The organism is Enterobacter sp. Li2LvB3 (assembly GCF_056156645.1).
The window spans coordinates 23,373-36,739 of sequence record NZ_JBSICG010000025.1 but is presented as its reverse complement, the minus strand read 5'-3'; the positions used below and the strand labels follow the sequence as shown (position 1 = coordinate 36,739).

The window sequence follows — 13,367 nt, the reverse complement described above, 5'->3', positions numbered from 1 at the left end:
TGTTACAAAGACTATCCGAACCTTTGGGAGTACACATAATGCAAGAGAACTACAAAATTCTGGTCGTGGATGACGACATGCGCCTGCGCGCGCTGCTGGAACGTTATCTGACCGAGCAGGGCTTCCAGGTTCGTAGCGTTGCGAACGCTGAACAGATGGACCGTCTGCTGACCCGTGAATCTTTTCACCTGATGGTTCTCGACCTGATGCTGCCTGGCGAAGATGGGCTTTCTATCTGCCGCCGTCTGCGTAGCCAGAGCAACCCAATGCCGATCATTATGGTGACGGCGAAAGGTGAAGAAGTTGACCGTATCGTGGGCCTGGAAATCGGTGCCGACGACTACATTCCAAAACCGTTTAACCCGCGTGAGCTACTGGCGCGTATTCGCGCTGTGCTGCGTCGTCAGGCGAACGAACTGCCGGGTGCGCCGTCTCAGGAAGAAGCGGTTATCGCGTTCGGTAAGTTTAAGCTGAACCTCGGTACGCGTGAGATGTTCCGTGAAGATGAGCCAATGCCTCTCACCAGCGGCGAGTTCGCGGTTCTGAAAGCGCTGGTTAGCCACCCGCGTGAACCACTTTCCCGTGACAAGCTGATGAACCTGGCGCGTGGCCGCGAATACTCCGCAATGGAACGCTCAATCGACGTGCAGATCTCTCGTCTGCGCCGCATGGTGGAAGAAGATCCGGCGCATCCTCGTTATATTCAGACCGTCTGGGGTCTGGGCTACGTGTTCGTGCCGGACGGCTCTAAAGCATGAGGCGAATGCGCTTCTCGCCGCGAAGTTCGTTTGCCCGCACGCTGTTACTGATCGTCACCTTGCTGTTCGTCAGCCTGGTGACGACCTATCTGGTGGTGCTGAACTTTGCGATCCTGCCCAGTCTCCAGCAGTTTAATAAGGTCCTGGCGTATGAAGTTCGTATGCTGATGACCGATAAACTGCAACTGGAGGATGGCACACAGCTGGTGGTTCCTCCGGCGTTTCGCCGTGAGATTTACCGCGAGCTGGGTATTTCGCTTTATTCCAATGAAGCGGCAGAAGATGCAGGCCTGCGCTGGGCGCAACACTACGAATTCCTGAGTCAACAGATGGCGCAGCAGCTGGGTGGCCCGACGGAAGTCCGCGTTGAGGTCAACAAAAGCTCGCCGGTTGTCTGGCTAAAAACCTGGCTCTCACCCAATATCTGGGTGCGAGTCCCGCTGACCGAAATCCATCAGGGCGATTTTTCGCCACTGTTCCGCTATACCCTGGCCATTATGCTGCTGGCGATAGGGGGCGCGTGGCTGTTTATTCGCATACAGAACCGACCACTGGTCGACCTGGAGCACGCAGCGCTTCAGGTCGGTAAAGGGATTATTCCACCGCCGCTGCGCGAATATGGCGCGTCGGAAGTGCGTTCGGTTACGCGTGCCTTCAACCATATGGCGGCAGGCGTGAAACAGCTGGCGGATGACCGTACGCTGCTGATGGCCGGTGTCAGCCATGATCTGCGCACCCCGCTGACGCGTATTCGTCTGGCCACAGAGATGATGGGCGAAGAGGATGGTTATCTCGCGGAGTCTATTAACAAAGACATCGAAGAGTGTAATGCCATCATTGAGCAGTTCATTGATTACCTGCGCACCGGGCAGGAGATGCCGATGGAGATGGCGGATCTGAATGCGGTGCTGGGTGAAGTGGTGGCAGCGGAAAGCGGCTACGAGCGCGAAATTGACACCGACCTTCAGCTGGGAGAGATCCAGGTGCGAATGCATCCGCTCTCTATCAAACGTGCTGTCGCCAATATGGTGGTCAATGCGGCGCGTTACGGGAATGGCTGGATAAAGGTCAGCAGTGGATCTGAGCTTAACCGCGCCTGGTTCCAGGTTGAGGATGACGGCCCGGGCATCAAGCCCGAGCAGCGTAAGCATCTGTTCCAGCCGTTTGTGCGTGGCGATAGCGCGCGTAGCACCAGCGGCACGGGCTTAGGTCTGGCGATTGTGCAGCGTATTATCGATAACCATAACGGTTTGCTGGAAATTGGAACCAGCGAGCGGGGTGGTTTGAGTATTCGTGCGTGGTTGCCGGTACCTGTCACGCGACAGGTGAAAGAGAGTTAAAAAAGGGTGGCACTAGCCACCCTTTTTCGTAGGTCGGGTAAGGCGAAGCCGCCACCTGACTAAGGTACGGTCTCTGCGGCCTGATGCCCTCACCCCGACCCTCTCCCCGTGGGAGAGGGAGAAGGGTTACAGCTTCGGTCCCGCACTCACCAGCGCAACACCTGCTGGTGTATCGGTGTACTTCTCAAAGTTCTCAATAAACAGCTTCGCCAGCGATTCCGCTTTCTCACGCCACTGCTCCGGTGAGCCGTAGGTATTACGCGGGTCAAGGATATGCGTATCCACGCCCGGCAGTTCCGTTGGGATCGCCAGATCAAACATCGGCAGGGTGAAGGTTTCAGCGTTATCCAGCGATCCATCCAGAATGGCATCGATAATAGCGCGGGTATCTTTGATAGAGATACGTTTGCCCGTACCGTTCCAGCCAGTGTTGACCAGATACGCCTGTGCGCCGGATGCCTGCATACGCTTCACCAGCACTTCAGCGTACTGCGTTGGGTGCAGCGACAGGAATGCCGCGCCAAAGCAGGCGGAGAAGGTTGGGGTTGGTTCAGTCACACCGCGCTCTGTACCGGCCAGTTTAGCGGTAAAGCCAGAGAGGAAGTGGTACTGCGTCTGGTTGGCCGTCAGCCGTGATACCGGAGGCAGCACGCCGAACGCATCTGCCGTCAGGAAAATCACCTTCGTGGCATGACCCGCTTTCGACACCGGTTTCACAATGTTTTCGATGTGGTTGATCGGGTAGGAGACACGGGTATTTTCGGTTTTGGATGCATCATCGAAATCGATTGTGCCATCGGCACGCACGGTAACGTTTTCCAGCAATGCATCGCGACGGATGGCGTGGAAGATGTCCGGCTCAGCTTCCTCAGACAAACGAATGGTTTTGGCGTAGCAACCGCCTTCGAAGTTAAACACGCCATCGTCATCCCAGCCGTGCTCATCATCGCCAATCAGACGGCGTTTCGGATCGGTGGAAAGCGTGGTTTTCCCGGTGCCTGACAGGCCAAAGAACACGGCCACATCACCTTTCTCGCCAACGTTCGCGGAACAGTGCATGGAGGCAATGCCCTGCAATGGCAGAAGGTAGTTCATCACCGAGAACATCCCTTTCTTCATCTCGCCGCCGTACCAGGTACCGCCAATCAGCTGGATACGTTCGGTCAGGTTGAAGGCGATGAAATTCTCGGAATTCAGGCCTTGTTCTTTCCACTGTGGGTTAGTGCATTTTGCACCGTTCATAACGATGAAATCCGGGGTGAAATCCTTTAACTCTTCATCAGTCGGACGAATAAACATGTTTTTCACGAAATGCGCCTGCCAGGCCACTTCGGTGATAAAACGGACGGAAAGACGGGTGTCAGCGTTTGCGCCACAGAAGGCATCAATAATGAACAGACGCTTGCCGGAGAGTTGATGGGTGACGAGCCCTTTCAGATGCTGCCAGGTTTCAGGGGAGAGCGGTTTGTTGTCGTTCTTCCCTTTGCCTTTATCTGCCCACCACAGCGTATCGCGGGTGGTTTCGTCTCGGACGATATACTTATCTTTCGGCGAACGACCGGTAAAAATACCGGTATCGACGGCGATAGCACCAAGGTTTGTCAACACACCTCGCTCGTATCCTTCCAGTGCTGGATTGAGCTCTTCCTGATACAGCGTATCGTAATCGGGGTTGTAGACGACTTCCTGGACGTCGTGAATACCATAAGCCTTGAGATCTTGCGGGGTTAAACCAGTAACACGCATATCACTGCTCCTTAGCCAATATGTACTGCCTAAAATTGTAGGGTTTTTCTGTGTTTGTTAACCGCGACGGGGCTCATAGATTTACGTATCTGGACAAAACCCTTGCTAACGGAAAACGCTGCGACTCCAGTCACAGGGCAGGCGGATTATCGCAGGAATCGGTTTTTTGTTGGGGAAAATGTTCTGAAAAGGTTAAGCGGTGGTGATTTTAACGGAAGGAATGTGAATGTAATCGCATACATGTAGAAAAATTACGTAAGGGTTACATTCTGAAAACGATTCAGCTTATGGGGGGATTTTTGCCCCTCACCCCAGCCCTCTCCCCTTTGGGGAGAGGGTCAGGGTGAGGGGGAAAGAGAGGATCAGTGAACCTGCGGATCCGCCGGGGAGGCGTTGTTGCGGATCTCGGCAATATCCATTGAATTGAACACGTAGTGCGTACTGCAGTAGTCACAATGCATATCAATTTCACCGTCTTCCGCCATGATGCTGTCGATCTCTTCATCCGGCAGGGTTTTCAGCGCGTCCGCGCAACGCTCGCGGGAACAGGTACACTTGAACTCAACGGACTGCGGATCGTAAACCGTCACTTCTTCTTCGTGATACAGGCGCCACAGCACATCGGTTGCAGACAGGTTGAACAGCTCATCTGCCTTAATGGTTTCAGTCAGTGTTGCCAGATGTTCGAAGTCATTGGTCTGTGCATCCTGCGCTGGCAGAACCTGCAACAGCATCCCGCCCGCCACAGGCTGACCGTCTACTTCACCGGTGCGAATGAACAGACGGGTTGGCAACTGTTCGGAGCGCATGAAGTAATCTTCCAGACATGCCGCCAGTGTGTGGCCTTCCAGACCAACAACACCTTGATAACGTTCACCTTCTTCTGGAGAAATAGTGATAACCAGATAGCCATTGCCGACCAGCGTTTTCAGGTCAGCGCCTTCCGGTACGTCGCCCTGAACGCGCGCAACACCACGCATTTGCTGCTGGTTATTCCCGTTAATCACCGCCAGCGTCATTGGGCCATCGCCCTGTAACTGCACGGTGATATCGCCGGCAAATTTCAGCGTCGCGGTTAGCAGGCTGGTGGCAACCAGCAGTTCGCCCAGCAGGGTTTTTACTGGCAGCGGGTAGTTGTGGTTTTCCAGAATCTGTTTCCAGGTTTCGGATACGGTCACCAGCTCGCCGCGAACGGCAAATTGTTCAAACAGATAGCGGTGTAATTGGTCGTGTTGGGCCATAATAGTCTCTCGTGCAGGTGAGGGGTTACTCGCTCTCACCGTGTTTAAATTTCATCAGTTCACGGCGCTCTTTTTTATCCGGACGCCGATCCGGGTGCGGCATGGTCAGTGCATTCATTTTGCGAGCCAGCGCCGTCTTTTCGCGTTTCTCGATACTCTCCGCCGTTTCTTCGTAGAGCAAAACAGCTTCGGTTGCGGGTCTGCGCTGTTCGGTAATGGCTTTGATCACTACCGTTCGTTCATCGTTGCCCTGACGCAGCGTTAAGGTGGCATTCAGCTCAACCAGCTTGCTCGGTTTACCGCGCTGGCCGTTGTAATGCACCTTGCCGCCGTCAATCATCTCTCGGGCAAGTGCGCGGGTTTTATAAAAACGGGCTGCCCACAGCCATTTATCCAGTCTCACCCCTTCAGAGGGTTTTTCTTTCATGGCTACTCCTTCACGGTCAGTGAGGGGATCATCCGGCGATAGTCGTTCAGCCCCGGATGTCGCAGATAGCTTTTTTCAGCCAAGCCAGAATCAGGATTGGTCACGCCCAGGCAATAGCGAATGCCGAAGGTAGCGGCAGAATCCAGAATCGGTTCACTGTCATCTATGAACAGGGTTCTTTCAGGCTGCAAACCCGTCTCTTCTGCAACCGCGTGCCACAACCGCTGATCCTCTTTCGGATAACCAAATGTGTGGGTGGAAAGTAATAAATCAAGGTGTGAAGCAAGACCGGTATGCTCCAGCTTCACGGCCAGATTATGTGGGTGCGCATTGGTTAGCAAAATACGGCGCTTGCCGCTTGCTTTTAGCGCATCCAGGAAGGGTACTGTGTCCTCACGCAGCACGGCACGCGGGCCCTGGGCGGTGGTCATGGCACAGATATCCAAACCGAGGCGCTCGCTCCAGTAGTCCAGACAGTACCAGTTTAGCGTATGCTGCACGGCGCTATATTGCGAACGAATGAACTCCTGTGCTTCCGTCGGAGAGATGCCCTGCTGCTGTCCATAAGTTTCCGGCACCAGTTTTTGCCAGAAATAATTATCAAAGGCGAGATCGAGCAGCGTGCCGTCCATATCCAGCAGGACGGTATCAACGTCCTGCCAGGCGATATCAAGATGCATAAGGGGAACTCTCCAGCCAGAAGTTACGTGCGCGACAGGGTAGCACAACTTGTCGCGCAGTGACGTTATCCGATCAGGCTCTCAGGGGCAGGGATGAGTTTGGGATTGAGGCAATTTTCGTAGTATTGCTGAATTTCAGCCAGACGCGTGCGCGAACGCTGATAGCGGCGTACGGCCATAAAACCGTTCCAGAAAATAGACACCAGCATCGCTATCATCAGCAGGGATGTTCCAATATAACGCCACAGACCGGCGCTGTCCGGCATCCGGTGCAGGTCTATATGGCGCGTGCCGTTGGCATCGGTAAAGATACCCGTCACAATCCCCTCGGCGCTGAACGGCGTCTGCATCAGCATCTGTGCCAGACGTTGAAATTCACCCCATTGTTCCTGGGCTGGATAATCATAGAGTGTGATTTGTGGGTACGGCTGATCGACCAGGTCGCTGCCTTCATCGCTGACAATCAGGAAGCCCCCAGGGGCCGGGCTATTCAGTGACTGCGCGGCTCGGGACGTTTCACGAATGACGAACGGCGCGGTAGAGGTTGCCACCAGGTTATCCAGCGATTCAGCGCTAACCGGGCGTAGCAGAACGTTAACACCGTCCAGCCGACCTGCTTCGGCACGTTTAACCAGCGATTCCCAGTCTTTACTGTTGCCGAGGTTCACGAGGGCATTCTTAAGGCGTACGCACTCATCGGGTGCGGAACATAAATCCTGTGTTTTCATCACGATTTCGCCAAAGTCATCCAGCAATACCATGCCGGATTTCTGAATGGCGGAGCGCAGCGCAGGGCTGACGCGTGAATCATCGTCCGCTTTAGGATGCAACTGACGGCTTACCGTCTGGGTGAGCGCCGTCGCTTTGCCCACCACATCGGATTCCGGCAGAGGCAGCGGAGCGGCATCGTTCCAGATGATTTGCGAGCAATCAAACGGGGTAAACGGAGAGTTTTGCCGTGTATTCCAGGTGCCCGGGGTATGAATATTACACATCCCGGTTCCTTTCAGTCGCAGTGTATCGCCCACCCGCACACCGGCTTCTTCCAGCTGATTTACGCTGGTGGCCTCCACGGTTTGCGCCCCTTTAATCCACGACAGGGTAAATTTGATGGGCATATCGAGTGGCACGAAGAAAATCAGCATCATAAGCACCGCCGCAGCTCCACCCGCGATAACGGTACTCCGCAACCAGTGCTGGAGCGGGAAGTTCTTCACCTCGTCATGCAGGGATAAATACCGACCCTGACGCACGACATGGCGATCGAGATAGATATCGATGTCGGTTTTATGCCCTAAATCCTGGGCAATCCACGGCTGCCAGTGGCGCGGATAGATAAGGTCGATAATGCCAAGCGAGATGTTGTTGAGGTGTTCCTGGTCGTTCTCACCGAACAACCCCCAGCGTTTTGGCGTGCCGCGCAGGCAGTGAATTTCTCGTAAGGTAGTTTTGGCCGGAGGCGCAAACAGTCCCCACAGACCCGCAGCCAGCAGCAGTACCGCGCTGCCAGCCAGCCAGGGCGCAAACACATCTGGCGTAAGCAGGCAGATGAAGAACAGCAGGAAAGAGGCAACGATGAGCACTGCTTCCCGAATGCCATCCGGGCGGTTCAGGGCAAATTCTTCATGCGTCTCCTGACGAATATTGAGCAGCTCAATTTGTTCTGTCTCTTCACCGCGAATGGAGGCCTGGGTTGAACTGGCGCGTTCCAGCGCAAAGCGAGGCACTTCCTGAACGTATTCGCTCAGGGTGTGGCCGTTAAGGGCGATGACCAGCGGTAAGGCGTCGGTATGGATAAGCTCAACGCTGTTTTCATCATTGATATATTGCTCCCAGAAGGGGGGCAGATGAACTTCAACGGAGTCGAGATAGTAACGCCATTTGTTGGGATCGTCGGTGGTAATACCGTAGCGGGTAATCGAACGTGTTACGCAGATAACGGTATCACTCTGTCCGTTAAGTTTGAGCGATACAGGCGCTGCACTGGCACCCGTCGGCCCAGGTGTCAGCTGCGAGCGGTTAAGCGTTTCAAGATAGCTTTCAGCAGCGCTGCGTTCTTCCGGCGAGAGCTTACGCGTATTCGCACCGGCAAATGCAGTTAAAAATGGCAGCCGATATCGGCGCTGTATGCGACGCCTGTATACCCACCCTGCAATCAAAGCGCCGGCCAGCATAGCAGCGATAAAAATCAAAATGGTGCTCATGCTTTCCCCATCTTACTTATCTTCTTACAGGTGTAGTCAGTAGCACCTTTAACAATGAATGAGAGTCTGTGGCTGGCTATCGGCAAGTATGGAGTCGAACTTGAGCATTTTGAAGCGCATCCCAGTGATCGATGATGATAGCAAAGCCTGCCATGGGGCGATATCAGCAAATTCCTGGAATTATTTCAACCTCTTGACTTTTGTTTTGAAATAAGGATTGATTCTCATTAGGTTGCACAAATGTAAATAAAGAACGATTGACATTGCCGAAACCGTGCGGCGTATCGCACAATAAACCCAGTTCTCACAGCAAAGACCCATCAAGATGAGCAAACCATTACAAAAACCCACCATTCTGAATGTTGAAACTGTCGCCAAATCGCGCCTGTTTAATGTCGAAAGTGTGGACCTGGAGTTCAGCAACGGTGTGCGTCGCGTTTATGAACGTATGCGCCCCTCTGCGCGCGAAGCGGTGATGATTATCCCCATCATCGACGATCATCTGATTTTAATCCGTGAATATGCAGTGGGGACAGAATCTTACGAACTTGGATTCTCTAAAGGGCTGATTGACCCGGGTGAAACCGTGTTTGAAGCGGCAAACCGCGAGCTGAAAGAAGAGGTCGGTTTTGGCGCGAAGGAACTGTCGTTCCTGAAAAAGCTCAGCATGGCACCCTCCTATTTCTCCAGCAAAATGAATATCGTGGTGGCAGAAGAACTGTACCCCGAGTCGCTGGAAGGGGACGAACCCGAGCCGCTGCCGCAGGTGCGTTGGCCGCTGGCGCATCTTCTGGATTTACTGGAAGACCCAGATTTTAACGAGGCCCGTAACGTGAGCGCGCTGTTCCTGGTGCGTGAGTGGCTGAAAGGGCAGGGGCGGTTGTAGTGCAACAAGTAAAAACGGCCACCATCAGGTTGCCGTTTTGCAAGGAAATGTAGGCCGGGTAAGGCGTAGCCGCCACCCGGCTTTTTTTATTGGCGTCAGAACAACTCGTGCGTTTCGCCGTTATCAATCATTTCTGTACCCACTTCATGCACCGCCTGCGTGGTTGGCTGTGTGCCTTCGATGAAATACTCTTCACGGCTGCTACCGCCATTGGCGAGCTGCCCGGTGCCCCGGTCGATATTCACCGTCACCACGCCAGGAGGCGGGTTTAGCGGTTGTTCCGGCACACCATCCAGGACGGATTTCATGTAAGCATCCCATGCCGGTTGCGCACTCTTCGCGCCACCTTCATAACCGGAGATTTGATCTTTAATGGCGCCTGATGCCGCCGTACGACCCAAATCACGACGGTGATCGTCAAAGCCGATCCAGACCGATGTCACCACGCCCGGGCCATAACCAGAGAACCAGGCGTCTTTCGAGCTGTTAGTGGTCCCTGTTTTGCCGCCAATGTCGTGACGTTGCAAATCACGTCCGGCACGCCAGCCTGTACCCTGCCAGCCTGGTTCACCAAAGATGTTGGTATTCAGCGCGCTCTTAATCAGGAACGACAGCGGCGTGTTGATCACGTGCGGGGCGTACTCTTGCGCGCCACTTTGCGCGACCAGCGCCTGATTCGCCTGCTCCAGCTGAGGCTGTGGCACGGTGGAATTCTGCTGCTCCTGAGAAATCGCAACGTCTTCCATGTCCTTGTTCTCAAGCACATTGGATTTAGGCGTGTCGCCGTAAATCACCGGAATATCGCACTCGGCGCAAGCAATTTTCGGCCTTGCTTCGAACAGCACGCCGCCCTGATCGTTCTCGATTTTACTGATGTAATACGGATCGACCAGGAACCCACCGTTTGCCATGACAGAATAGCCGCGAGCCACCTGAAGCGGGGTAAAGGAAGCAGAACCCAACGCCAGCGATTCGGTATGCACGATGTTCTGCGCAGGGAAGCCAAAGCGTTGCAGGTATTCCGCTGCATAATCAACGCCCATCGCACGCATCGCACGGACCATCACTACGTTTTTCGACTGCCCCAGACCCTGACGAAGACGAATCGGGCCTGCATATTCCGCCGGGGAGTTCTTCGGCTGCCAGTCAGAACCCGCACCTGCATCCCAGCGAGAAATTGGCACGTCGTTGAGGATACTGGCGAGCGTCAGCCCTTTATCCATCGCTGCGGTATACAGGAATGGCTTGATGTTAGAACCCACCTGACGCAGCGCCTGCGTGGCGCGGTTAAATTTGCTCTGGTTGAAATCGAATCCGCCGACCAGCGCCATCACTGCGCCGTTTTGCGGGTTGATGGACACCAGCGCGGAGTTCACGTCTGGCACCTGCGCCAGCCACCAGGCATCGCCAACCTTGCGAACCCAGATTTGCTCCCCGGTCTGAATGGCATCGGTCACTTTGCGTGGCGTTGCGCCTTGCAGAGTGTCAGAGCGGTATGGGCGCGCCCAGCGAACGCCGTCCATGCGCAGGGAGACCGACGTACCATCTGCCAGCATTACTACGGCTTCCTGCGGATCGGCCTGAGTTACCACGGCAGGCAGTAACGGACCATACGTTGGCAGCGCTTTCAGCGAATGGGTGATTTTTTTGCTGTCCCATGCGCTTTCGCCCACTTTCCACAGCACGTTTGACGGGCCGCGATAGCCGTGACGCATGTCATAGTCCATCACGTTATTGCGCACTGCGTCCTGTGCCGCCTGCTGCACTTTACGGGTGATTGTAGTGTAAACGCGATAGCCATCTTCATAAGCGTTCTCACCGTAGCGGCTCACCATATCCTGACGAACCATTTCCGTGAGATATGGCGCAGAGAACGCAATTTCCGGTGCGTGGTAGTTGGCGTCGATCACATCATTACGCGCCTGATCATACTCGTTCTGGCTGATGTAGCCTTCGCTCAGCATACGCGACAGCACGACGTTACGTCGCGCAGTGGCACGATCAAGAGAGTAGAGCGGGTTGAACGTGGACGGCGCTTTTGGCAGGCCGGCAATCGTGGCCATTTCGCTCAGCGTGAGCTGATCAACCGGTTTACCGAAGTACACCTGTGCAGCAGCGCCCACGCCGTAGGCGCGGTAGCCCAGATAGATCTTGTTAAGGTAAAGCTCAAGGATCTCATCTTTGCTCAGCAGCTGCTCAATGCGGATCGCGAGGAACACTTCTTTGATCTTACGCATCAGCGTCTTTTCAGGGCTGAGGAAGAAGTTACGCGCCAGCTGCTGCGTAATGGTACTTGCCCCCTGAGACGCATGGCCTGAGAACAACGCAACGCTTGCAGCACGGAAAATCCCCACTGGATCGACACCGTGGTGCTCGTAAAAACGGCTGTCCTCGGTCGCAATAAAGGCTTTCACCATAACGGGTGGGACTTGTTTTAAGGTCAGCGGGATACGACGCTTTTCGCCGTATTGCGCCATGAGCTCGCCATCGGCGCTATAGACCTGCATAGGGATCTGGAGTCGAACATCGCGAAGCGTGGCGACATCAGGTAGCTGCGGCTCAATGTACTTGTACAAACCATAAATCGAGCCTGCTCCCAGCAGAATGCAACAGACTGCAAGGATCAATAAATACTTTACGAACTTCACCGGAGATTTCCCATTTGGTTTCACTTGGGCAGTTTATAAACAATCGCGCGGTAGTATAAAGGCAAGCCTGATGCATTGATATAGCCGTCAACCTGATGGTCGATAAGGAGATCGTGAAATATGGCTTTCAAAACATGGCATACGGGCGTTCATATTCAACAAGATAAGGTACGGATTGTTGCGCTGGCGAAGGAGAAATCAGCCTGGAGCTTGCGCCGTTGGTGGGCCATCCCGCTGGCGGACGATATTATTCGCGACGGGAAAATTATTAAGCCAGAACAACTGGTTGCGTCACTACGTGGCTGGCGGAGAATGCTACCGTTTTATCATCGGATCTATCTTGCTTTCCCTGCGGCCCGGACCCTGCAAAAGACACTTCCTCGGCCGACTATTGCACTGCGTGACAGTGAACAGGCTACCTGGGTGAGCTCTGCGCTGGCGCGCGAACTTGAAATGCCGCCTGATTCGTTATGCTTTGATTATGCGCAAGATACCTTCAGCAGCACTTTCCATGTGACTGCGGCGCAAAACAAAGAGGTCGCAACCCTTCTGTCACTGGCGACAACCCTGCGCCTGCGAGTGGCAACCGTAACGCCTGATGCCGGGGCGCTGGTCAGCCTGCTTCCTTTGGCCGCACCCGCTCAGTGTGTTGCCTGGCGCGAAGAACATCAGTGGCTGTGGGCTATGCGCCACCAGTGGGGACGCCGTTTATGCCACGAGGCAGCAAATGTGACTGAACTGGCCGCATTGCTGGCGCTTTCCCCCGACGATATTGCCCTGTTTGATGCCCAGGCTCGTGACCCGTGGGACGCCGTATCACGTTGCCAGCCTCCACTGCCTGAATGTGGGGCTGAATTTACAGTGGCGCTGGCGCTGGCCATGAACGAGATGCCCGTATGAGCAGGGTGAATCTGCTGCCCTGGAGGCAACAACGGCAGACGCGATGCATTCGGCTCTGGGGCTTGCTGTTGGTGGGCTGGTTGCTGATGGTGTTGACCGTCACGCTCTGCCTGCGGGCGCATCACTTTATCGGCATCCGCGCGCTACAGCAGGACATAGCAGGTCTGTCGGCTGTGCAGCACGCGCTCGAAGCGCGGCAGAAGCTGGTCTTACAGATTCCGCAGGCGGCTGTGCAACCTTCCGCGAATCAGCCGTGGCAACCAGTGCTGCTGTCACTGGCACAGGAGATCCCGTCTCAGGCATGGCTAACGCAGCTACGTTATCAGCCGCCTTCTCTGACGCTGACAGGCTATGCCGCATCGCTTTCGGCGCTCACCGCGATGGCTGACGCGCTCACAAGGGTGAAGGGGATGAGTCCGGGGGCCGCTGGCGAGTTACAACAGGATAACCAGGGGCGGTGGATGTTTACTTTCAGGCTGGTAAGTCAGGGATAGCCCGTGCACAACTTTTATGAACGCTGGTGTGCGTACCCTTTGC

Annotated in this window: 11 protein-coding genes; 5 read left to right on the top strand and 6 right to left on the bottom strand. The window is 54.8% G+C overall.

What is annotated here, in order from left to right; genetic code table 11:
* Window positions 1–38 precede the first annotated feature (38 nt).
* Window positions 39–758 carry an osmolarity response regulator transcription factor OmpR gene (gene ompR / locus ACS603_RS18795; protein WP_001157751.1) on the top strand — a complete coding sequence of 240 codons (720 nt, stop codon included), beginning with the start codon at window positions 39–41 and terminating at the stop codon, window positions 756–758.
* Entirely contained in the window at window positions 755–2,098 is a 1,344-nt protein-coding gene (gene envZ, locus ACS603_RS18790) for a two-component system sensor histidine kinase EnvZ (RefSeq protein ID WP_182062808.1), read from the top strand. The genes ompR and envZ overlap by 4 nt, the downstream gene beginning before the upstream one ends.
* Before the next feature lie 126 nt (window positions 2,099–2,224).
* Here envZ and pckA read toward each other — a convergent pair whose 3' ends face one another.
* The 5 genes from pckA to ACS603_RS18765 form a co-directional block, all read right to left on the bottom strand.
* Complete coding sequence (pckA, locus tag ACS603_RS18785) at window positions 2,225–3,844, bottom strand: phosphoenolpyruvate carboxykinase (ATP) (protein WP_315687098.1); 1,620 nt, start codon at window positions 3,842–3,844, stop codon at window positions 2,225–2,227.
* 362 nt (window positions 3,845–4,206) lie between these two features.
* Window positions 4,207–5,085 (bottom strand): Hsp33 family molecular chaperone HslO, encoded by an 879-nt coding sequence (gene hslO / locus ACS603_RS18780; protein ID WP_182062806.1) that lies wholly within the window; start codon window positions 5,083–5,085, stop codon window positions 4,207–4,209.
* A 25-nt stretch (window positions 5,086–5,110) separates the two neighbouring features.
* A complete protein-coding gene (gene hslR, locus ACS603_RS18775) occupies window positions 5,111–5,512 on the bottom strand; it encodes a ribosome-associated heat shock protein Hsp15 (RefSeq protein WP_182062805.1) in 402 nt (133 codons plus the stop codon).
* A 2-nt stretch (window positions 5,513–5,514) separates the two neighbouring features.
* Window positions 5,515–6,192 carry a GMP/IMP nucleotidase gene (yrfG, locus tag ACS603_RS18770; protein WP_474944706.1) on the bottom strand — a complete coding sequence of 226 codons (678 nt, stop codon included), beginning with the start codon at window positions 6,190–6,192 and terminating at the stop codon, window positions 5,515–5,517.
* A gap of 65 nt (window positions 6,193–6,257) precedes the next feature.
* Entirely contained in the window at window positions 6,258–8,396 is a 2,139-nt protein-coding gene (locus ACS603_RS18765; RefSeq protein WP_315687097.1) for an intracellular growth attenuator family protein, read from the bottom strand.
* A 325-nt stretch (window positions 8,397–8,721) separates the two neighbouring features.
* Here ACS603_RS18765 and nudE point away from each other — a divergent pair, with 325 nt between their 5' ends.
* A complete protein-coding gene (gene nudE / locus ACS603_RS18760) occupies window positions 8,722–9,282 on the top strand; it encodes an ADP compounds hydrolase NudE (RefSeq protein WP_315687095.1) in 561 nt (186 codons plus the stop codon).
* Between the two features lie 95 nt (window positions 9,283–9,377).
* Here the strand turns inward: nudE and mrcA are convergent, their stop codons facing one another.
* Window positions 9,378–11,930, bottom strand: coding sequence for a peptidoglycan glycosyltransferase/peptidoglycan DD-transpeptidase MrcA (gene mrcA / locus ACS603_RS18755; protein WP_474944705.1), 2,553 nt, complete (start codon window positions 11,928–11,930; stop codon window positions 9,378–9,380).
* Between the two features lie 120 nt (window positions 11,931–12,050).
* Between mrcA and ACS603_RS18750 the strand changes: the two genes are divergently transcribed.
* The gene (locus ACS603_RS18750; protein ID WP_474944704.1) at window positions 12,051–12,830 is read left to right on the top strand and encodes a type IV pilus biogenesis protein PilM; all 780 of its coding nucleotides are present in this window, start codon (window positions 12,051–12,053) and stop codon (window positions 12,828–12,830) included.
* On the top strand, window positions 12,827–13,324 hold the full coding sequence (locus ACS603_RS18745; protein ID WP_474944703.1) for a PilN domain-containing protein: 498 nt from the start codon (window positions 12,827–12,829) through the stop codon (window positions 13,322–13,324). The genes ACS603_RS18750 and ACS603_RS18745 overlap by 4 nt, the downstream gene beginning before the upstream one ends.
* The last annotated feature ends 43 nt before the right edge of the window (window positions 13,325–13,367 follow it).